Raw genomic sequence first — 21528 nt, forward strand, 5'->3', positions numbered from 1 at the left:
AATCGGGCATTTATTCGCCTCAAAGTAGCACGACGCGACCTTGAACGCGAGCTAGGGGTGTCCTGCGCCGTCTCCGGATTGATGCGTAACCGTGTGCCTACCCGGCTCCCGCCCTCAGCGGCCAAAACGCAAAAGGGCCGCCTTGCGGCGACCCTTTTGAGACCTTGAAACCAAGGTTTTGGTTGCGGGGGCAGGATTTGAACCTGCGACCTTCAGGTTATGAGCCTGACGAGCTACCGGGCTGCTCCACCCCGCGTCAGAACCGAGAGTTTGCCGGCGAACCGGTGTTCGGCGAGGCGTATGTAGCAACCCCCGCCCCCGATGGAAAGGGCACGGGCGATAATTTGTGGTCCCGCCCCCCTGCCCTGTGGACGACGCATGCCTCGCGATACCACTCGCCCCGCATCAAAGCCTTGCCCCGCAAGGTGCAGTGCGGAGATCGCCACGCTTCAGCCGTGGAGAAAATAAGCGCCGCCCATGAGCACGATCTCGCCCACCACCACCCCGGCGAACACGGAGCGGCGCACCACGAGGAAGCCCGCCACCCCCGCGAGCACGGCCCCGAGGCGCAGCGCCAGCGGAACCTCGGCGAGGACGCCGGCCGGCGCGAACAGGAGCCGCGCGATCACGGCGGCCAGGAGGGCGGTGGCCACCGCCCGCACCCAGTGAAAGACGGTGCTGCCCTCCTCCACGCGGCGACCGGCAATGACCGCGAGGGTGCGCCACACCTCCGTCGGCAGGAAGCCGAGGAGAATCACCAGCAGCAGGGCGGTGCCCTCGCTCATCGGGGCGATCATCGGCGTCGCTCCAGCAGGCGGCCGGCGATGAAGGCGAGCGTACCGCCGCCGATGCCGGAGATCATCAGATCGAGCCCGCCCCCAAGGTTCAGCGTCAGCGGCATCAGGATGAGGCCGGCGGCGAGCGCCAGCCAATCGGTGGCGGACACGGCGTTGCGCACCATCAGCACGGTGAAGGACAGGGGCGTGAGCAGCAGCAGCCCGGCCGCGATCCAGCCCGGCACCTCGCCGGCCATGGTGTAGCCCGTCACCGTGCCGAGGCAGCTCACGCCGATCAGCGAGAGGCCGAGCCCGAGGGTGAAGGGCACGCGCGCCTCACCGGGCAGGTGCGGCAGCATGCGGAGCCCTTCGAGCCAGACCGTCATCGCGACGAAATGGGCACAGACCAGCTCCCAGAAGAGACTGCGGCGCGGCCCGCGCATGTAGGGTGCCACCGAGACCACCATGGGCAGGAGGCGCATGGAGGAGAGCCCGACAGCGAGTGCGATGGCCGGCAACGCTGTGCCCGCCGCGAGGCCGCCGATGAGGATCAATTGTGCCGGCAGGGCCCACACGAGCAAGGTCGAGGCGATACCGGCCCCGAGGGGAAAACCCACCCCATGCAGCACTGCGCCGAAGCCCAGATAGCTCGCGAACAGCACCAGCGCGGGCACCGACACGGCCTTGCGCATGCCCTGGAGGAAATACACCGGTGGCGCATGATGCGCATGGTGAAGGGAAGGCGGGGCGTTCACGAGGGAGGATCCGGGGCGAGGGGCAGATGGGCGCACGGGTCGCCCGTAGCAGGCGAATGCCTCCAAATAGCAGCTTCGCCCGAAGCCGGGGAGTGATCCCGCCGCAGGGCGCCGGCGCCGGCCATGCGGGAACGGAACGACTGGTGCGAGACTCTACGGCTGGTGCGGACGGCGGGACTCGAACCCGCACGCCTTGCGGCGCAAGATTTTAAGTCTCGTGCGTCTACCGGTTTCGCCACGTCCGCTATGCCGGGCGCGGGGGCCCGGCGGACGTGTCTTAGAGCATGTTTCGCGGCGGGAGTGTACCTCCTGACGCCCCGGCTTCCACCGTGACCCGGCACGGGCCGATGGGCACGTACCGATGGGCTCGTGCCGTCAGGCGCGGGGTCGCGCTTCGCGCTCCAGGCGCCAGCACAGGATGGCGCCGATCATCAGGCCGCCGATCAGGCTGATGTGCTCCACCACCACATGGAACTCGAACAGGCGCTGCTCGCCCTGCATGGTCCAGAAGGGGTGAGCGATGGGGATGGTCAGGGCGGTGAACACCGCCAGCATCCCGAAGCCGAGCCAGGCCATTCGGTTGGCAATGACCATGGCCGAGCCGCCGAGCAGCACGACGATGGCCAGCGGCACGAAGAACAGCGCGGGTTTCACGCCGAAGAAGTCGAACAGCGCCAGCGCCTCGCCGAAGTTGAACAGCTTGTCCAGGCCCGCGCCCCAGAAGATGAAGGTGAGCAGGGCACGGGCGACGATGCCGAATGCGGGGCTCGACAGGAGGGCGGCGATGGGACGAGGGGTCAAGATGGCACCTATGGGCAGTTATGGCGGCGCGCGACCGCCGGCCGGAGCCGGCATCCGCACGATGTGCCACTCTTGCCGCGGCCAAACTGAACGGCGGCTGAACCGCCCTGCCCCGTTCGGCGCCGAAGCGCCGCTCAGGACGCGTCGGCAGCCGCCGGCGTGATGGCGACGGATTCGCCGCAGCCGCAGGAAGATGTCTGATTGGGATTGTTGAAGACGAACTGGGACGAGACCTTGTCCGTCTTGAAATCCATCTCGGTGCCGATGAGGAAGAGCACCGCCTTGGAATCCACCACGACCTTCACGCCCTTGTCTTCGACCACGGAGTCGAGCGGGGCCACATCGGTGGTGAAATCGAGCTTGTAGGACATGCCGGCGCAACCGCCGTTCTCGATGCCCACCCGAACCGCGGTGCCCGGCTCGGCATCGGCGAGAATCTCGCGCAGGCGCTCGGCGGCGATGTCGGTGATGCGGATGACCGGCGGTGGGCTGCGCCGGGCGGGGCGCACGGGGGGTGTTTCAGCGACACTCATGGCAGACCTCCAGACCCGGCCGATTCAAGGTCGGCGGGCCAGCTCCCTACAAATGGTGGATGATCGCGGCAGGAGCAAGTCTCAGGATCGAGTCTCGCGATAAGGTATCGGCGGAAGGCCCTGGCCGCCGGGCAGTGGCTTTGCCGGCATTTGGCAGGTATTTTACAACCTTATCGAAGGGAAATTCCGCGATTTCGCTTTTTCCCACCAACGGCCAAGATATAGGTCTCGAAGCGGCGGCGGCTTGACTGCCGGATCGAGGGCAGCAGGACGAGGCATCATGAGGGCGCAACCGGCCAGAGGGCGGTTCCGCGCGGCGACCGTGCTCACGGCGGTGGCAGCGCTGTGGAGCCGTGCGGCCGAAGCGCAGCCCTCCCTCGCCACCGGCGGCTTCGGCGGCGCGCCGACCCTCAAGACCACCCTCATCGCCCTCGTCGCCGCAGCCGTGATCGGCACCGCAGCGTTCATGGCGACGCTCCTCGTCGCCCGGCGCCGGGCGGCGGCCGCGGCGATGGCCCGGACCACCACCGACGTGGCTCCCACCCCGCGCAGGACCGGCACGGTCGGTGTGGCCTCCACTGTGCCGAACTCCATCGGCGCCATGCGCGCCGTGCTCCTGCTGCTGGGCCTCGGCGCCATCCTTCTCGTGGTGACGGTGCTCGTCTATCAGGCGAGCGTGCAGTCGGCGATCTCCGACACGCGGCGGCTCCTCGGCACCCTTGCGGAAGTGCAGGTGCGCAACCTCGCCCAGGAGCGCCAGCGGCTGGAGACGGGCGCACTGGCGCTGGGATCGAGCCGCTTCCTCGCCGACGACGTGGCCGGCTGGCACGCCGAGCCCTCCTCCGAGCGCCGCGCGCGCCTGCGCCTGCTGCTGGGCGAGAGCGCGCGCGCCTTCGGCTTCACCGGCGCCGAGCTGTGGGCCAACAACGGCGCTTTCATCTTGTCCTCCGGGCCGGAGCCGGGCCGGCCCGACATGGCGGAGATGGTGCGGGAGGTCGCGGCCACTGGCCAGATGGCGGAAGCCCCGCCGCCGCGCGACACCACGCGCACAGGGGGCTTCGCCTTCCTCGTCAACGTGCCGGTGCGCGGGGCCGAGCATGATCCCTGCTGCGTCCTGTTCCTGCAGTCGGCGGTGCGGCCGGAAGCCCATCCCATGCTCTCGGCCGTGTTCCGCACCGCCCGCAGCGCCGAGGCGCTGCTGGTGGCGCCGGACCCGCGCGGCGGCGTGCGCGTCACCTCGGCGGTCTCGCGCGATCAGGCCGCCCCGCTGCCACGGACCTTCGTGGCCGACCCCTATCCCTTCGCCGCCGGCACCGACAGCCCCGGCGCGACCGGCGCCGGCGCCGATCCCTCCGGCCGCGCCGTTCTGGCGGTGCGCGCGCCCATCCCCGGCGACCAGTCCTCCCTCGTGCTGAAGGTGGACCGCGACGAGGTTCTGGGCGGCGCTCGCACCTCCGCCTTCTTCTCCGCGGCGCTCGCCTGCGTGCTACTGCTGCTCGCAGTGGCGGTGGGGCGTGGCCTGCTGCAGAAGTCGCGGATGCGCGAGGCGGCGCGCGAGCTTTCGGCCGCCCGCGCGGTGGGCGAGGCCGAAGCGCGCTTCCGCGCCGCCTTCGACCAGGCCGCGACCGGCATCCTCCACCTCGACCTCGACGGCACCATCCTGCGGGCCAACGGCAAGGCCTGCCGCATGCTCGGCCGGCCGGCGAGCGCGCTGATCGGCGAGCGCATGTGGCACTTGCGGGAGCCGGACCCCGCCTCCGGCGGCGCCGATGTGATCGGCCCGCTCCTCGACGGCCGGTCGGCCGAGATCGAGACGGAGGAAAGCCTCGTGCGCCCGGACGGCTCGGCCGTCTGGCTGGCCTTCACGTTCTCTCTGGTGCGCAACGCGGATGGCGCAGCTGACCACCTCCTGCTGGTGGCGCAGGACATCTCCGCCCGTCGCGCCGCCGAGGCCGCGCTGCGCGAGAGCGAGGAGCGCTTCGGCCTCGCGGTGAAGGGCTCGGACCAGGGCGTGTGGGATCTCAACATCCGCACCGGCAGCCTCTATCTCTCGCAGCGGGCACGGGAGATGCTCGGCGTGGGCGCCGACGAGGCCGTGGACATCAGGCGGCCGTGGCACGAATTGCTCCACCCGGACGACCGCCGCAAGGTGGCGGCGGCGTGGAAGGCCTTCCTGCGCGGCGGGGCACCCACGCTGGAGCTGGACATCCGCCTGCGCCGGCCGGACGGCAGCTATCACGACTTCCGCTGGCACGGCCTCGCCGCCCGCGACGCCGCCGGCGCCCTCAGCCGCGCCGTCGGCCTCCTCGCCGACATCACCAGATCGAAGCACACCGAGCGCCACCTGCGGCTCGCCGCGGCCGTGTTCGCCAATTCCTATGACGGGCTGGTGGTGACGAATCTCAAGTCCGAGGTGTCCGCCGTCAATCCGGCCTTCTCGCGGATCACCGGCTACAGCGAGGAGGAAATCCTCGGCCAGAACATGCGCCTCCTTCATTCCGGCCGGCACGACCGCGACTTCTACCGCAGCCTGTGGAGCGAGCTGACCACCGCCGGCTCCTGGCAGGGCGAGATCTGGAACCGCCGCAAGAACGGCGAGATTTTCCTCCAGCAGCTCAACATCACCACGGTGTATGACGACAGCGGCGCGGCCCAGAATTTCGTCGGCGCCTTCCAGGACATCACCCAGGCCAAGCATTCCGAGTTCGAGCTGGACCGTATCGCCCACTACGACCCGCTCACCGATCTGCCGAACCGCACGCTCCTCGCCTCGCTCCTCGACCTCGCGCTGAGCCGGCCCGGATCGCGCTGCGCGGTGCTGTTCGTGGACCTCGACCGCTTCAAGACCGTCAATGACAGCCTCGGCCACATGGCCGGCGACGCCGTGCTGCAGATGGCCGCCCGCCGCATTCAGGATGAGCTGGAGGCAGGCGCCACGCTTGGGCGTCATGGCGGCGACGAGTTCGTCATCATCCTCGAGGGCATCTCCGGGCCGGAGGATGCCGCCACCCTCGCCAACCACGTCATCCAGGAGATGGGGCGCCCCTTCTCCATGCCCGGAGGCGGGGAAATCTACCTTGGCGCCAGCGTCGGCATCAGCCTGTTCCCGGAGGATGCCGAGACGCCGGCGAGCCTGCTCCAGCACGCGGATTCAGCGCTGGCGGAGGCGAAGTCCCACGGCCGTGGCGGCTACGCCTTCTATACCCAGGCGCTCACCCGCGGCGCCCGCGTGCGGATGGAGATGGAAGCGGACCTGCGGCGCGCCCTCGCCCGTGACGAGTTCATCCTCAACTTCCAGCCGGTGGTGAACCTCGCCACCGGCCGCATCACCGGCACCGAGGCGCTGGTGCGCTGGCAGAGCCCGACCCACGGCCTCGTCACCCCCAACCGCTTCATCCCGCTCGCCGAAGAGACCGGTCTCATCGAGCCATTGGGCAATTGGGTGATGGAAGCCGCCTGCCGGCAGATGGCCGAATGGCTCGACAAGGGTGCCGACCTCGACTTCATCGCGGTGAACCTGTCGCCGCGCCAGTTCCAGCGCGGCGCCCTGTGCGAGTTCGTGGACGACGTTCTGCGCCGCACCGGCCTGCCGGCGCACAAGCTGGAGGTGGAGATCACCGAGAGCCTGCTGTTCGACGCCCGCGCGGCGGCCGAGCGCAAGCTGCGCCAGCTGAAGGACACCGGCGTGCGCATCGCCCTGGACGATTTCGGCACCGGCTATTCCTCGCTCGCCTATCTCAAGCGCTTCCCCATCTCCAAGCTGAAGATCGACCGGAGCTTCGTGCGCGACCTGCCGCGCGCCGCCGACGCGGAGATCGCCACGGCGATCATCTCCATCGCCCGCGCGCTGGGCTTCTCGGTGGTGGCGGAGGGGATCGAGGACCCGCGGCAGCACGACTTCCTGAAGGCGCGGGGCTGCGACTTCGGCCAGGGCCACCTGTTCAGCCGCGCGGTCACGGGCGACCGCCTGCTGCGCCTTGCGCTGAGTGGCCCTCTGGCGCCGGGGCCTGCCCCGGGCGCGCCGCGCGGCGCGGGCCTGATCGGCAGCACCTCCCTGCACTGATGCCGGTAGGTGGGCCTATTCCGCGGTCTTGAAGGGCAGCGGAATGTCTTCCAGCGCGATGATGCCGCTGGTCATGATGTAGACGATGCCGGCGGTGACCACGAGCGCGATGAGGCTGGTGGCGATCACCTTGTAAAGCATCAGCGGCCGCACCGGCGCGCCGGGATCGGTGCCCGGCGTTACGTCCGCGCTCTCGGCCTGGGAGCGCACGCCCCATGGCAGCACGGCGAACAGGCTGGTCCACCACACGATGAAATAGATGGCGACGACGGCACCGACCGACACGGCGTCTTCCTTGACTGGCGGCGCCGGGGTCCCGGCGCCGCGAGGGGGGATCAGGCCTGCTCCAGCTCGACCAGCGTGCCGTTGAAGTCCTTCGGGTGAAGGAACAGCACCGGCTTGCCGTGGGCGCCGATCTTCGGCTCGCCGGAGCCGAGCACGCGCGCGCCCTTGGCCTTGAGCTGGTCGCGGGCGACGATGATGTCGTCCACCTCGTAGCACAGATGGTGGATGCCGCCGTCCGGATTGCGCTCCAGGAACTTGGCGATGGGCGAATCCGCGCCGAGCGGCTCCAGGAACTCGATCTTGGTGTTGGGCAGGGTCACGAACACCGTGGTCACGCCGTGCTCCACCTGGGGCACGGCGGCGGAGACCTCCGCGCCGAGCGTATCGCGATAGAGCGCCGAGGCGGCCGCGATGTCGCGCACCGCGATGGCCACGTGGTTGAGCCGTCCGATCATGTTTCCCTCCGGTTCGTCACCGATCCATAGCGCAACGGGGCGGGTCGAGAAACACGACCTCCGCAGGAGAGAAGGTGGAGAGAACTCACACCTCCAGCACGTGGACGTGGCAGACCGGCTTTTTGCCCCACACCGCGTTCACCGCCGAACGCACGGCCCGCTCCAGGCTCTCCGCCAGCGCTTCCGGGTCGCGGCGGCGGGCCTTGGGCAGATTGTCGAGGGTGGCGACCACCGTGTCGAGCACGTGGTCGAGCATGTCCAAGCCCCCTTCCCCGCGCTCCGGCACGCCGGTGATCTCGACGGAGGGATCGCCGGCAAGGCCGCCCTGCTTGTTCACCGCGACGGCGATGGAGATGGCGCCCACGAAGCTCAGCTTGCGCCGCTCGGGAATGGCGCGCGCACCTTCGGCCAGCAGCAGGCGTCCGTCCTTGTAGAGGCGGCCGAAGGGCACGTCGTCCACCCGCTCGGCCGGGCCGGGCGCGAGGCGGATGACGTTGCCGTCGTAGCAGTTCAGCACCTCCGGCACGCCAAGCCGGCGGGCAAGCAGAGCGTGCTCGTGCAGGTGCAGCGCCTCGCCATGCACCGGGATCGCCACCTGCGGGCGGATCATGCGGTACATCTCCTCCAGCTCGCCGCGGCGGGGATGGCCGGAGACGTGGACGAGGGCGGTGCGATCGGTGATGACCTCCACCCCGCGCTTGATGAGCGCGTTGACGATGTGGTTCACCACCTTCTCGTTGCCGGGAATGGTGCGCGAGGAGAACACCACCTGATCGCCGGGCGACAGGGCGATCTCGGGATGGTCGTCATCGGCGATGCGGCGCAGCGCGGCGCGCGGCTCGCCCTGGCTGCCGGTGAGGATGGCCACCACCCGCTCGCGCGGCAGATACCCATAGGCGTCGGCGCCGCGGAAGGCGGGAATGCCGTCCAGCAGCCCCTGCTCGCGGGCGACGCCGATGACGCGCTCCAGCGCCCGGCCCACCAGCACCACCTCGCGGCCATTGGCATAGGCCGCCTCGGCGATGCCGCGGATGCGGGCCACGTTGGAGGAGAAGGTGGTGAAGGCGATGCGGTGTTTCGCCTTGGCAACGATGGCCTTCAGCGAGGCCCCCACGTCCGCCTCGGACGGGGAGATGCCGTCGCGGATGGCATTGGTGGAATCGCAGATGATGGCGCGCACGCCCTCATCGCCCAGCGCCTTCAGCCGCGCGATGTCGGTGGCCTCGCCCACGAGGGGCGTCGGGTCGAGCTTCCAGTCGCCGGTATGAACCACCAGCCCGGCCCTGGTGCGGATGGCGAGTGCATGGCTGTCGGGGATGGAGTGCGACACCGGCACGAATTCGACGCTGAACGGGCCGATCTGCACCGGCTGGCGCGCGCGCACCACCTCGATGGGCAGTTCGGAGGGGGCGCCCGGCTCCCCTGCCCGCTTCGCTTCCAGGAGGCCGGCGGTGAAGCGGGTGGTGTAGATGGGGCACTTGAGGCGCGGCCAGAGGTCCAGCACCGCGCCGATATGGTCCTCGTGACCATGGGTCAGCACGAGGCCGGCGATCTTCTTGCGCTCGGATTCCAGGAAGCGGATGTCGGGCAGCACAAGGTCGACGCCGGGCGCCTCATCCCCGGCAAAGCTCATGCCGAGGTCGACAATAAGCCATTCCCGCGCCTTCTTCGGGCCGAAGCCGTAGAGGCCGAGGTTCATTCCGATCTCGCCCACGCCGCCGAGAGGCGCGAAGACCAGTTCTTCCGAGGGTGCCATCAAAGGGTCACTTCCAAACGCGGCGCCCGCAATGCCGGCTGCCCCGGAGCGCGTCTGCCCCGGGACGCACCGACAGCGCGTGGCGCGCCAAACACAAGCAGCCCCACGGCGCGGGGCTCATGAAAAGGCGGGCGGCCGCATGATGGAGGCGCGCCGCCGCAATGCAAGCCTTCAGCACACGCGCGCGACGATACGCACGTGTGCGGGCAAATCAGTCCGGCTTGCCGAGGGAGACATCGCCCGCGGTGATGATCTCGGCCACGCCGTCGCGACGCCGCAGCATCATGGCGCCGCGGGTGTCGATATTCTCGAAGCGGCCCACCACCTCGCGCTCGCCGATCTTGACGCTCACCTGATCGCCCATGCCCAGGGCGTGACGCATCCAGTCCGAGCGAATGGCGGGAAAGCCGGCGCCGGCGTTCCACTGGTTGAGGCGAACCGCCATGGCGAGGTCGAGCGCTTCCAGCATCCGGTCGGGCGCGGTGGGCGCGCCCTGCGCCTCGAGGCTGGTCGCCTTGTAGGGCAGGTCCTCGGGATGGTGCAGGCAGTTGACGCCGAAGCCGATGACCGCGGCCGGGCGGCCGTGCGGATCGGTGCCACCCTCCACCAGGATGCCGGCCACCTTGCCGCCGTCGATCAGGAGGTCGTTCGGCCACTTGAGCTTCATGTTGTCCGTCGCGATTTGCGGCGCGGCGGAGATCACCGCGTCCCGCAGCGCAAGGCCGGCGACGAAGCAGAGCTGTGCAAGGTTCGCCACCGGCGCCGGATTGGGCAGCACGAGGGTGGCGAAGAGATTGCCGAGCTCAGATGTCCACGGACGGCCACGGCGTCCCCGCCCGGCCGTCTGGATGTCGGCGACCAGCCACACCGGGAAGGTCTCGCCCCGCTGCAGGCGTGCCATCCCCTCGGCGTTGGTGGAGCCGATCTGGGTGAAGCGGACGATGGGAACCGTGGAACCCTGGAATTCGTAATGAGCCATCGTTCAGAAAAGCGAACGGGCGGCGACACTCGCTGCCTCAATGAGAGGAGCGGGATAGACGAAATAGAAGATGGTGAAAAGCCCGCTCACCGCCAGCACCGCCTTCAGCTCGGTCGGCATGGGGTCGAAGGCGTCCACCGGCTCGTCGAAATACATGATCTTGACGACGCGCAGGTAGTAGAAGGCGCCCACCACCGAGGCGAGCACGCCCACCACGGAGAGGCCATAGAGCCCCGCCTGGATGGCGGCGACGAAGACGTAGTACTTGGCGAGGAAGCCCGCGAGCGGCGGGATGCCGGCCAGCGAGAACATGAGCGCGCCCAGCATCAGCGCCATCAGCGGATTGCGACGGGCAAGGCCGGCGAGATCATCCACCGTCTCCACCGCCTGGCCCTTGCGGCGCATGGTGAGCACGCAGGCGAAGGTGCCGAGCGTCATCATCAGGTAGATGGCCATGTACAACAGCACGCCGCGCACGCCCTCGGCGGTGCCGGCGGCGAGGCCGACGAGGGCGAAGCCCATGTGGCCGATGGAGGAGTAGGCGAGCAGTCGCTTGATGTTGCGCTGGCCGATGGCGGCGAAGGCGCCGAGCACCATGGAGGCGAGCGAGACGAAGGCGACGATCTGCTGCCACTGGTGCGAGACGTGCGGGAACGCCTCGATCAGCACCCGCACGAAGATGGCCATGCCGGCGACCTTCGGGGCGGAGGCGAAGAAGGCGGTGACAGGCGTGGGCGCGCCTTCATAGACGTCCGGCGTCCACATGTGGAACGGCACCGCCGACACCTTGAAGCACAGGCCTGCGACCAGGAAGACGAGGCCGAAGATGAGGCCGATGCTCGGCTCCTTCGCGATCGACGCGATCTGCAGGAAATTCACCGAGCCGGTGAAGCCGTAGATCAGCGAGGCGCCGTAGAGCAGCATGCCCGAGGAGAGCGCGCCGAGGACGAAATACTTCAGGCCCGCCTCGGTGGAGCGCACCGAGTCGCGGTTGATGGCGGCCACCACATAGAGCGAGAGGCTCATCAGCTCGAGGCCGAGATAGAGGGCGATGAGGTCGCCGGCCGACACCAGCATGAACATGCCGAGCGTGGCGATCACCACCAGCACCGCATATTCGAACTTCGCCTGCTTCTCCCGCGCCTGCCAGTCTACCGACATGATGAGGGAGACCAGCGCGCCGATGGAGACCAGCGCCTTCATGAAGCGGCCGAAGGGGTCGATCACCAGCGAACCGTTGAAGGCGGAGACTTCGGCGCCCGGCTGAAGCAGCACCAGCACGCCCGCCGCGGCGAGCACCGCGATGGCAAGGCCCGTGACCAGATTGGCCGAGCCCTCTCCGCGGAACGCGCCGATGAGGATCAGCGCGATGGCCGAGACGGCGAGCACCAGTTCCGGCAGGACCGCGCCGAGGGGAGGCAGGAGCTGCGACATGAGGCGTCCTCGAAAATCAGAAGCTCAGCAGCAGGGCGGTCTTCACCGCGCCGGCCACGGAATCGGTGCGCGCGACGACCGCGTTCACCGCATGGGATGTCATGTTGAGGATGGGCGCGGGCCACACGCCGAACAGGATGGTGAGGATCACCAGCGGGACCATGATGGCGATCTCGCGGGGCGAGAGATCCATCATGGACTTCAGCTTCTCCTTCTCCAGCGGGCCGAACACCACGCGCCAGTAGAGCCACAAAGCGTAGGCCGCGGAGAGGATCACGCCGGTGGCCGCGAAGAAGGCGACCCAGGTGTTGCGCTCGAAGGCGGCGAGCATGGTGAGGAACTCGCCGATGAAGCCCGACGTGCCCGGCAGGCCCACATTGGCCATGGTGAACACCATCAGCACCGTCGCGTAGAGCGGCATGCGCTTCACGAGGCCGCCATAGGCGGCGATCTCGCGGGTGTGCAGCCGGTCGTAGATCACGCCGACGCACAGGAACAGCGCAGCCGAGACGAAGCCGTGGGAGATCATGAGGAACATGGCGCCCTGCAGGCCTGCCTCGTTCATCGCGAAGATGCCCATGGTCACGAAGCCCATGTGGGCGATGGACGAATAGGCGATCAGCTTCTTGATGTCCTCCTGCACCAGCGCGACGAGCGAGGTGTAGATGATGGCCACCACCGAGAGGGTGAACACCAGAGGCGCGAAATAGTGGCTCGCCTCCGGGAACATGGGCAGGGAGAAGCGCAGGAAGCCGTAGCCGCCCATCTTCAGGAGCACGCCGGCCAGAATGACGGAGCCGGCGGTGGGCGCCTCCACGTGCGCGTCAGGCAGCCAGGTGTGCACCGGCCACATGGGCATCTTCACCGCGAAGGAGGCGAAGAAGGCCAACCAGAGCCAGTACTGCATGCCCGACGGGAAGCCGAACTGCATCAGGGTGGGCACGTCGGTGGTGCCGGCCTTCCAGTACATGGCCATGATGGCGAGCATCATCAGCACGGAGCCGGCCAACGTGTAGAGGAAGAACTTGAAGGCCGCGTAGATGCGGCGCGGTCCGCCCCACACGCCGATGATGAGGAACATCGGGATGAGGCCGCCCTCGAAGAAGAAGTAGAAGAGGACGAGGTCGAGGGCCGTGAAGGTGCCGAGCATCATGGTCTCGAGCACCAGGAAGGCGATCATGTATTCCTTCACCCGCTTATGCACGCTCTCCCAGGAGGCGAGAATGCAGAAGGGCATGAGGAAGGTGGTGAGGATGACGAAGGGCAGCGAGATGCCGTCCACGCCCATGTGGTAGGAGGCGAGATCGCCGAGCCACGCCTTCTTTTCCACGAACTGGAAGCCGGGAGCCGAGGCGTCGAAGCCCGGCAGCAGCAGCAGCGACACCAGGAAGGTGACGAGCGTGGTCCACAGCGCCACCCAGCGGGCGTTGCGCGCGGAGACGTCGTCGTCGCCCCGCACCACGAGGATGAAGAGCGCCCCGACCAGCGGCAGGAAGGTGACGACGGAGAGGATGGGCCAGTCGGTCATCGTCACACTCCGGCGAACATGAACCAGGTGATGAGGGCCGCGACGCCGATCAGCATCACGAAGGCGTAGTGGTAGAGGTAGCCGGTCTGCAGCCGCACCACCCCGCGGGTGATGTCGAGCACACGGGCGGAGACACCATCCGGTCCCAGCCCATCGATGATGGTGCCGTCACCGCGCTTCCACAGGGTGCGGCCGAGCCAGAGGGCCGGGCGCACAAAGAGGAAGTTGTAGATCTCGTCGAAGTACCACTTGTTCAGGAGGAACTGGTACAGCGCGTCCTGCGACTTCGCGAGCGCCGGCGGGATCTTCGGGTTCACGAGATAGAACCAGATGGCGATCAGCGATCCCACCACCATCATCACCGTGGGGGCGAAGGCCGCCCAGCCGGGGATGTCATGCATGGCGTGGAGAATGTGGTTCTCCGCGCCCATGAAGATGGAATGGCGGAAGAAGTCGTGCACACCCTCGCCCACGAAGATGCCGTGGAAGGCCCAGCCCGCGAAGATCGCGCCGAGGGACAGCACGCCAAGCGGAATGGTCATCACCAGCGGGCTCTCGTGCGCGGCCTCATAATGATGATGGTCGTGCGGGTGACCCCAGAAGGTGAGGAAGATCAGGCGCCAGGAATAGAAGGCGGTGAGCGCCGCGGCGATCACGGTCATCCAGTAGCCGTAGGTGCGGAAGTAGTTGTGGCTCGCATAGGCCGCCTCGATGATGGCGTCCTTCGAGTAATAGCCGGCGAGGAACGGGAAGCCGGTGATGGCCAGCGTGCCGATCACCATGGTCCAGTAGGTGTAGGGGATCTTCTTCCGAAGGCCGCCCATGTGCCGCATGTCCTGCTCGTGGTGCATGGCGTGGATGACCGAGCCGGCACCGAGGAACAGCAGCGCCTTGAAGAAGGCGTGCGTCAGCAGGTGGAACATGCCGATGGAATAGGCGCCCGCGCCCATCGCCACGAACATGTAGCCGAGCTGGGAACAGGTGGAGTAGGCGATCACCTTCTTGATGTCGTTCTGCACCAGGCCGACGGTGGCGGCGAAGAATGCGGTGGTGGCGCCCACCAGCATCACCACGTTGAGCGCGGTCTGCGACAGCTCGAAGATGGGCGACATGCGCGCCACCATGAACACGCCGGCGGTCACCATGGTGGCGGCGTGGATGAGGGCGGAGACCGGGGTCGGGCCTTCCATCGCGTCCGGCAGCCAGGTGTGCAGCAGGAACTGGGCCGACTTGCCGCACGCCCCGACGAACAGCAGCAGGGCGATCACGGTCGGCGCGTCCCAGTGGTGGCCGAGGAAGGGAATGGTCTTGCCGGCAAGGCCCGGGGCGGCCGCGAACACCTGCTCGAAGCTCACCGAGTTGGTCATCACGAAGAGGGCGAAGATGCCCAGCATGAAGCCGAAGTCGCCCACGCGGTTCACCACGAAGGCCTTCATGGCCGCCGCGTTCGCCGAAGGCTTCTCGTACCAGAAGCCGATGAGCAGATAGGAGGCGAGGCCCACGCCCTCCCAGCCGAAGAACAGCTGGAGCAGATTGTCCGCCGTCACCAGCATGAGCATGGCGAAGGTGAACAGCGAGAGATAGGCGAAGAAGCGCGGCCGGCTCGGGTCCTCGTGCATGTAGCCGATGGAGTAGAGATGGACGAGCGAGGACACGGTGGTGACGACGATCAGCATGATCACCGTCATGGTGTCGATGCGGAACGCCCAGTCGACCTTGAGGTCGCCCACGTAGATCCACTTCATCACCTGCACGCGCGTGTCGTGGTCGCCGAAGCCGACCGAGAAGAACGCGATCCAGGCGAGCAGGCACGCGACGAACAGGAACGAAGTGGTCACCACCTCGCTGGCGCGGTCACCGATCTTCTTGCCGAACAGGCCGGCGATGAGAAAGCCGAGAAGGGGGAGGAAGACAATCGCCTGATACATGGCCTCAGCCCTTCATGGCGTTGATGTCCTCGACGGCGATCGAACCGCGGTTGCGGTAGAACACCACGAGGATGGCGAGGCCGATGGCCGCCTCGGCTGCGGCGACGGTGAGCACGAGCAGCGCGAACACCTGTCCCGTCAGGTTCCCGAGGAAGGCGGAGAACGAGACGAGGTTGATGTTCACGGCGAGCAGGATCAGCTCCACCGACATGAGGATGACGATGACGTTCTTCCGGTTGAGGAAGATGCCGAGCGTCCCGAGCGTGAACAGGATCGCCGCGACGGTCAGATAGTGGGAGAGACCGATGTCCATGCCCATCCCCCTCAAAGGCCCTGGCCGGGACGCACCTTCACCACCTCGATGGTGGAGGAGCGCGTCACCTGAGCCGTGATGTTCTGCCGGCGCACGTTCACCTTGTGGCGCAGCGTGAGCACGATGGCGCCGATCATGGCGACGAGCAGCACGAAGCCGGCGGCCTGGAAGAAGTAGATGTAGTCCGTGTAGAGCACGGCCGCGATGGCGCGCACGTTGCTCTCGGTGGCGATGCCTCCCGGCGCGGACTGCACCGCGGAGGCGACCCCGGGGCCGGTCGCCCATGCGCCGACCACCAGCACCAGCTCGGCGAGGAAGATCATGCCGACCACCACGCCCACCGGCAGGTATTGCAGGAAGCCCTGGCGCAGCTCCACGAAGTCCACGTCGAGCATCATCACGACGAAGAGGAAGAGCACCGCCACCGCGCCCACATAGACCACCACCAGGATCAGCGCGAGGAACTCGGCGCCGATGAGGATGAAGAGGCCCGCCGCGTTCACGAACGCGAGGATGAGGAACAGAACCGACTGCACCGGGTTGCGGGAGGAGATCACCATGAAGGCGGACGCCACCAGCACGAAGGCGAAGAGATAGAAAAACGCTGCCGCGACGCTCATGCGCGTAGCCCCCCTGCCCGCGGCGCGTCCGCGCCGGTCATGTCCGGCCCCGCAAGGCGGCCGGCCCCTCTGATGTCCTGACGCATCCCGAAAACCCGACGCATCCCGAAAGTCCGATCTATGGCGCCGCGCGCATGGCGCGTCGCCGGTCCCGTTTCAGAAGGCCGGCAGGATGCCGGCCGATGTCTCACGCCCCTCAGCGGTACGGCGCATCGAGCGCGATGGACCGCGCGATCTCGCGCTCCCACCGGTCGCCGTTCGCGAGCAGCTTTTCCTTGTCGTAGTAGAGTTCTTCGCGCGTCTCGGTGGCGAACTCGAAGTTCGGTCCCTCGACGATGGCATCCACCGGGCACGCCTCCTGGCAGAAGCCGCAATAGATGCACTTCACCATGTCGATGTCGTAACGCGTCGTGCGGCGCGTGCCGTCGTTGCGGCGCGGGCCGGCCTCGATGGTGATGGCCTGCGCCGGGCAGATGGCCTCGCACAGCTTGCAGGCGATGCAGCGCTCTTCCCCGTTGGGATAGCGACGCAGGGCATGCTCGCCGCGGAAGCGCGGCGAGAGCGGGCCCTTCTCGAAGGGATAGTTCAGCGTCGCCTTGGGCTTGAAGAAGTAGCGCATGGCGAGGAAGAAGCCCGAGACGAGCTCGGTGAGAAAGATGGCGCGCGCGGCCTGATCGAGCTTCACAGGCGCTCTCCCCGAAGGCTGTGCGAAAGGGCGGAAGGAACGGTCATTGCGGCGCCGTCCCGGTGAAGTGCAGCACGCCCGCGACCACCACGACGGCGACGAGGGAGATCGGCAGGAACACCTTCCAGCCGAGCCGCATGAGCTGGTCGTAGCGATAGCGGGGCACCATGGCCTTGGCCATCGCGAACAGGAAGAACATGAAGCAGAGCTTGATGACGAACCACACCAGCCCCGGCACCCAGGTGAAGGGCGCGAACGGGATGGGCGAGAGCCAGCCGCCGAGGAACAGGATGGTCCCCATGGCGCACATGGTCATGATCGCCACGTACTCGCCGAGCATGAACAGCAGGTAGGGCGTCGAGCCGTATTCGGTCATGAAGCCCGCCACCAGCTCCGACTCCGCTTCCACGAGGTCGAAGGGCGGGCGGTTCGTCTCGGCGAGCGCCGACACGAAGAAGATGACGAACATGGGCAGCAGCGGCAGCCAGTACCAGCCGAGGAAGCCGAAGCGGCCGTTCTGCGCCTCGACGATCTCGGTCAGGTTCAGCGAGCCCGCGCACATCAGCACGGTGATGATGACGAAGCCGATGGAGACTTCGTAGGACACCATCTGCGCCGCCGAGCGGAGCGCGGCGAGGAAGGGATACTTCGAGTTCGAAGCCCAGCCGCCCATGATGATGCCGTACACGCCGAGCGACGAGATGGCGAAGATGTAGAGCACGCCGACGTTGAGATCGGCGATGACCCAGCCCTGCGCGATGGGCACCACCGCCCAGGCGGCGAGCGCGAGCACGCAGGTGACGAGCGGCGCGAGCAGGAAGATCGCCTTGTTGGAGCCCGACGGGATGGTCGGCTCCTTCAGCACGAACTTCAGAAGGTCGGCGAAGGACTGGAAGAGGCCGAACGGCCCCACCACGTTGGGCCCGCGGCGCAATTGCACCGCCGCCCAGATCTTGCGGTCCGCCAGCAGGATGAAGGCGATGAAGATCAACAGCGCCACGAGCAGAGCAAGGCTCTGCCCGAGGATGATGAGCACCTGGATGAGGGTGTCCTGCCAGTTCATGTCCGCGTTTCCGTGAAGCTCGCAGCCGTCCGGTTCACCGTGCCCATCGCCTACTCCGCCGCTTCCGCCGCCGCCGCAAGGCGCAGCGCGGAGCATTCGGCCATCACGGCGGAAGCCCGCGCGATGGGGTTGGTGAGGAAGAAGTCCTCGATCACCGGCGCGAACGCCGCCTTGTCCACGCTGCCGCCCACCCCCGCGAGGGTCGACACGGCGCCCGCGTCCGCCACCGCCGCCTCGTCGATATGGCCGAGGTGGGGATAGGCGGAGACGAGCTGGGCGCGCAGCGCCTGCATGTTGTCGAAGGGCAGCGTCTGGCCCAGCACCTCGGAGAGCGCCCGCAGGATCGCCCAATCCTCGCGCGCCTCGCCGGGCGGGAAGGCGGCGCGGTTGGCGAACTGCACCCGGCCTTCCGTATTCACATAGATGCCGCTCTTCTCGGGATAAGCGGCGCCGGGCAGGATCACGTCCGCCCGGTGGGCGCCGCGATCACCATGGGTGCCGAGATAGACGACGAAGGCGCCGGGGGCGACTTCAACCTCGTCCGCGCCCATCAGGAAGGCCACGTCCAGCGCGCCTGGAGCGGTCATTCCAGCCACGTCCAGCCCGCCGGGGCCGGGCACCGCGCCCACATCGAGGGCGCCGACGCGGGCGGCGGCCGTGTGCAGCACGCCGAAGCCGTTCCAGCCATCCTTCACCGCACCCACCGCCACCGCCACGCGGGCGGCCAGCGAGAGCACCGCGGCGCCATCCGGCCGCGCCAGCGCGCCCTGGCCGACGATGACCAGCGGCCGCTCAGCCTTGCGCAGGATATCCCCAAACGCGGAAGAGCCGGCGAGGTCGGCCAGGCTGTCGGGGCCGGCGCCGAGATAGTCGTAGCTATAGGTGAGGTCCACCTTGGTGCCGATGAGGCCGATCTTCAGCCCGCCCTGGCGCCAGCGCTTGCGGATGCGCGCATTGATGACGGACGCCTCATGCCTGGGGTCGGTGCCCACGAGGAGGATGGCGTCGGCCTGCTCGATGCCGGCGATGGTGGGATTGAACACGTAGGACGCGCGGCCGAGCGCCGGATCGAGCTTGGCGCCGTCCTGGCGGGCGTCGATATTGGCGGAGCCGAGCTTGCCGATCAGCGTCTTGAGGGCGAACACCTCTTCCACGCTCGCGAGATCGCCGATGAGCGCGCCGACCTTCGCGGGGGCGGTGCCCTTCACCTTGGCGGCGATGGCGGCGAACGCCTCGCTCCAGGTGGCGGGCACGAGCCGGCCGTCCTTGCGCACATAGGGGCGATCGAGCCGCTGGACCTTCAGGCCGTCCCAGACATAGCGGGACTTGTCGGAGATCCACTCCTCGTTCACCGCGTCGTTGTTGCGCGGCAGGAAGCGCATGACCTCGCGGCCACGGGTGTCGATGCGGATGTTGGAGCCAACGGCATCCATCACGTCGATGGACTCGGTCTTGATCAGCTCCCACGGCCGGGCGTGGAACTGGTAGGGCTTGTGGGTAAGCGCACCCACCGGGCAGAGATCCGCCACGTTGCCCTGCATCTCCGAGCGCATGGCGTGCTCGAGATAGGTGGTGATCTCCATGTCCTCGCCGCGGCCGATGGCGCCGAGGTCCGGCACGCCGGCGACTTCCGTCGAGAAGCGCACGCAGCGGGTGCACTGGATGCACCGGTTCATGGAGGTCTTGACCAGCGGGCCGATGTACTTGTCTTCCACGGCGCGCTTGTTCTCGGCGAAGCGCGAGGTATCCGCGCCATAAGCCATGGCCTGGTCCTGCAGGTCGCACTCGCCACCCTGATCGCAGATCGGGCAATCCAGCGGGTGGTTGATGAGCAGGAACTCCATCACCCCTTCACGGGCCTTCTTCACCATGGGGCTCTTGGTGAGCACCACGGGCGGCTCGCCGTTGGGGCCGGGGCGCAGGTCCTTCACCGCCATGGCGCAGGACGCCGTGGGCTTGGGCGGACCGCCCTTCACTTCCACAAGGCACATGCGGCAATTGCCGGCGATGGACAGCCGCTCATGGAAGCAGAAGCGCGGAATCTCGACGCCCGCCGCCTCGCACGCCTGAAGCAGCGTGTATTCGGCAGGTACATCGACCTCGGTTCCGTCGACGACGATCTTCGCCATCACTTCCACCTCACCTTGAACCGCGCCGGGCGCGGCCGGAGCCGGACGCATGGCGTCCGCTCCCTGAGACAACTCCCCTCCCCGCCCGTCGCGTCAGCGCGCCCGGCGGGGTGCTCTTCACTCCGCCGCGACCGGAACCACCGGCTCCGGATGCGGGTTGGCGGCATACTGGTCGATGCGCGCCTCGATCACATGACGATAGTGCCGGATGAGGCCCTGCACCGGCCACGCGGCGGCATCGCCGAGCGCGCAGATGGTGTGGCCCTCGATCTGGGTGGTGACTTCCAGCAGCAGGTCGATCTCGCGCTTCTGGGCGCGGCCCTCGGCCATGCGGTTCACCACGCGCCACATCCAGCCGGTGCCCTCGCGGCACGGCGTGCACTGGCCGCAGCTCTCGTGCTTGAAGAAGGCCGAGATGCGGGCGATGGCCTTGATGATGTCCGTGGACTTGTCCATCACCAGCACGCCGGCCGTGCCGAAGGACGACTTCACCGCGCGGGTGCCGTCGAAGTCCATGATGAGGTCTTCGCACTGCTCGCCGGGGATCACCGGGCAGGACGCGCCGCCGGGGATGATGCCGAGCAGGTTGTCCCAGCCGCCGCGAATGCCGCCGCCGTGCTTCTCCACGAGCTCCTTGAAGGGGATGCTCATGGCCTCCTCGATCACGCAGGGCGTGTTCACATGGCCGGCGAGGGAGAACAGCTTGGTGCCCACATTGTTGGGGCGGCCGATGGAGGAGAACCAGGCCGCGCCGCGCCGCAGGATGGTGGGCGCGACCGCGATGCTCTCCACGTTGTTCACCGTGGTGGGGCAGCCATAAAGACCCATGTTCGCGGGGAACGGGGGCTTCAGGCGCGGCATGCCCTTCTTGCCCTCGAGGCTCTCCAGCAGCGCGGTTTCCTCGCCGCAGATATAGGCGCCGGCACCGTGGTGCACATAGAGGTCGAAGGGATAGCCGTGGACGTTGTCCTTGCCGATGAGCCGGGCCTCGTAGGCCTGATCCACCGCCGCCTGCAGGCGCTCGCGCTCGAAGATGTATTCGCCGCGGATGTAGATGTAGGCCGCATGGGCGCCCATGGCGAAGGAGGCGATCAGGCAGCCCTCGATCAGCGTATGCGGATCGTTGCGCATGATCTCCCGGTCCTTGCAGGTGCCGGGTTCGGATTCGTCGGCGTTCACCACGAGATAGTGGGGGCGGCCATCGGACTGCTTGGGCATGAAGGACCACTTCATGCCAGTGGAGAAGCCGGCGCCGCCGCGGCCGCGCAGGCCCGACGCCTTCATCTCGTTGATGATCCAGTCGCGGCCCTTTTCCAGGATGGCCTTGGTGCCGTCCCAGTTGCCGCGCTTGAGGGCGCCCTGCAGACCGAAGTCGTGGAAGCCGTAGAGATTGGTGAAGATGCGGTCCTTGTCGGCGAGCATGGG

The 21528-nt window shown here is 67.8% G+C and carries 18 protein-coding genes and 2 tRNA genes; 1 reads left to right on the forward strand and 19 read right to left on the reverse strand.

All coding sequences use genetic code 11. From position 1 onward, the window contains the following. Positions 1-179: 179 nt before the first annotated feature. The 6 genes from A37E_RS0123415 to A37E_RS0123440 form a co-directional block, all read right to left on the reverse strand. Positions 180-256 (reverse strand) — tRNA-Met (locus tag A37E_RS0123415). A 193-nt stretch (positions 257-449) separates the two neighbouring features. After that, positions 450-797, reverse strand: a complete 348-nt coding sequence (locus A37E_RS0123420) for an AzlD domain-containing protein (protein ID WP_024278587.1) — start codon at positions 795-797, stop codon at positions 450-452. Then, on the reverse strand, positions 794-1531 hold the full coding sequence (locus tag A37E_RS0123425) for an AzlC family ABC transporter permease (protein WP_245272239.1): 738 nt from the start codon (positions 1529-1531) through the stop codon (positions 794-796). Before A37E_RS0123425 ends, A37E_RS0123420 begins: the two co-directional genes overlap by 4 nt. Before the next feature lie 160 nt (positions 1532-1691). Continuing rightward, a tRNA-Leu gene (locus A37E_RS0123430) sits at positions 1692-1776 on the reverse strand. A gap of 130 nt (positions 1777-1906) precedes the next feature. Then, the gene (locus A37E_RS0123435; protein ID WP_029558848.1) at positions 1907-2332 is read right to left on the reverse strand and encodes a DoxX family protein; all 426 of its coding nucleotides are present in this window, start codon (positions 2330-2332) and stop codon (positions 1907-1909) included. A 134-nt stretch (positions 2333-2466) separates the two neighbouring features. After that, positions 2467-2865, reverse strand: coding sequence for an iron-sulfur cluster assembly accessory protein (locus A37E_RS0123440; RefSeq protein WP_024278584.1), 399 nt, complete (start codon positions 2863-2865; stop codon positions 2467-2469). A 280-nt stretch (positions 2866-3145) separates the two neighbouring features. On the opposite strand from A37E_RS0123440, the gene A37E_RS26190 reads away from it, so the two are divergent. Next, entirely contained in the window at positions 3146-6928 is a 3783-nt protein-coding gene (locus A37E_RS26190; protein WP_156026412.1) for a bifunctional diguanylate cyclase/phosphodiesterase, read from the forward strand. Positions 6929-6943: 15 nt separating this feature from the next. Here A37E_RS26190 and A37E_RS0123450 read toward each other — a convergent pair whose 3' ends face one another. The 13 genes from A37E_RS0123450 to nuoF form a co-directional block, all read right to left on the reverse strand. Next, on the reverse strand, positions 6944-7213 hold the full coding sequence (locus A37E_RS0123450; protein WP_029558850.1) for a DUF1467 family protein: 270 nt from the start codon (positions 7211-7213) through the stop codon (positions 6944-6946). A gap of 50 nt (positions 7214-7263) precedes the next feature. Then, the gene (gene mce, locus A37E_RS0123455; RefSeq protein WP_029558851.1) at positions 7264-7668 is read right to left on the reverse strand and encodes a methylmalonyl-CoA epimerase; all 405 of its coding nucleotides are present in this window, start codon (positions 7666-7668) and stop codon (positions 7264-7266) included. Between the two features lie 85 nt (positions 7669-7753). Next, positions 7754-9424, reverse strand: coding sequence for a ribonuclease J (locus A37E_RS0123460; RefSeq protein ID WP_029558852.1), 1671 nt, complete (start codon positions 9422-9424; stop codon positions 7754-7756). A 211-nt stretch (positions 9425-9635) separates the two neighbouring features. Next, a complete protein-coding gene (locus tag A37E_RS0123465; RefSeq protein ID WP_029558853.1) occupies positions 9636-10403 on the reverse strand; it encodes a biotin--[acetyl-CoA-carboxylase] ligase in 768 nt (255 codons plus the stop codon). A 3-nt stretch (positions 10404-10406) separates the two neighbouring features. Beyond that, positions 10407-11837 (reverse strand): NADH-quinone oxidoreductase subunit NuoN, encoded by a 1431-nt coding sequence (gene nuoN / locus A37E_RS0123470; RefSeq protein WP_029558854.1) that lies wholly within the window; start codon positions 11835-11837, stop codon positions 10407-10409. Positions 11838-11853: 16 nt separating this feature from the next. Further along, entirely contained in the window at positions 11854-13365 is a 1512-nt protein-coding gene (locus A37E_RS0123475; protein ID WP_029558855.1) for an NADH-quinone oxidoreductase subunit M, read from the reverse strand. Between the two features lie 2 nt (positions 13366-13367). Continuing rightward, on the reverse strand, positions 13368-15293 hold the full coding sequence (nuoL, locus tag A37E_RS0123480) for an NADH-quinone oxidoreductase subunit L (RefSeq protein WP_029558856.1): 1926 nt from the start codon (positions 15291-15293) through the stop codon (positions 13368-13370). Positions 15294-15297: 4 nt separating this feature from the next. After that, positions 15298-15606: an NADH-quinone oxidoreductase subunit NuoK gene (nuoK, locus tag A37E_RS0123485; protein ID WP_024278575.1), complete on the reverse strand. Its 309-nt coding sequence runs from the start codon at positions 15604-15606 to the stop codon at positions 15298-15300. Positions 15607-15617: 11 nt separating this feature from the next. Continuing rightward, complete coding sequence (locus tag A37E_RS0123490; protein ID WP_029558857.1) at positions 15618-16226, reverse strand: NADH-quinone oxidoreductase subunit J; 609 nt, start codon at positions 16224-16226, stop codon at positions 15618-15620. 196 nt (positions 16227-16422) lie between these two features. Next, on the reverse strand, positions 16423-16911 hold the full coding sequence (gene nuoI, locus A37E_RS0123495) for an NADH-quinone oxidoreductase subunit NuoI (RefSeq protein ID WP_024278573.1): 489 nt from the start codon (positions 16909-16911) through the stop codon (positions 16423-16425). 43 nt (positions 16912-16954) lie between these two features. Continuing rightward, the gene (nuoH, locus tag A37E_RS0123500; RefSeq protein WP_029558858.1) at positions 16955-17974 is read right to left on the reverse strand and encodes an NADH-quinone oxidoreductase subunit NuoH; all 1020 of its coding nucleotides are present in this window, start codon (positions 17972-17974) and stop codon (positions 16955-16957) included. Between the two features lie 50 nt (positions 17975-18024). Further along, on the reverse strand, positions 18025-20103 hold the full coding sequence (gene nuoG / locus A37E_RS0123505; RefSeq protein ID WP_029558859.1) for an NADH-quinone oxidoreductase subunit NuoG: 2079 nt from the start codon (positions 20101-20103) through the stop codon (positions 18025-18027). Positions 20104-20220: 117 nt separating this feature from the next. Continuing rightward, positions 20221-21525 carry an NADH-quinone oxidoreductase subunit NuoF gene (nuoF, locus tag A37E_RS0123510; RefSeq protein ID WP_029558860.1) on the reverse strand — a complete coding sequence of 435 codons (1305 nt, stop codon included), beginning with the start codon at positions 21523-21525 and terminating at the stop codon, positions 20221-20223. Positions 21526-21528 lie beyond the last annotated feature (3 nt).

Source organism: Xanthobacter sp. 91, from assembly GCF_000702385.1.
Taxonomy (GTDB): domain Bacteria; phylum Pseudomonadota; class Alphaproteobacteria; order Rhizobiales; family Xanthobacteraceae; genus Xanthobacter; species Xanthobacter aminoxidans.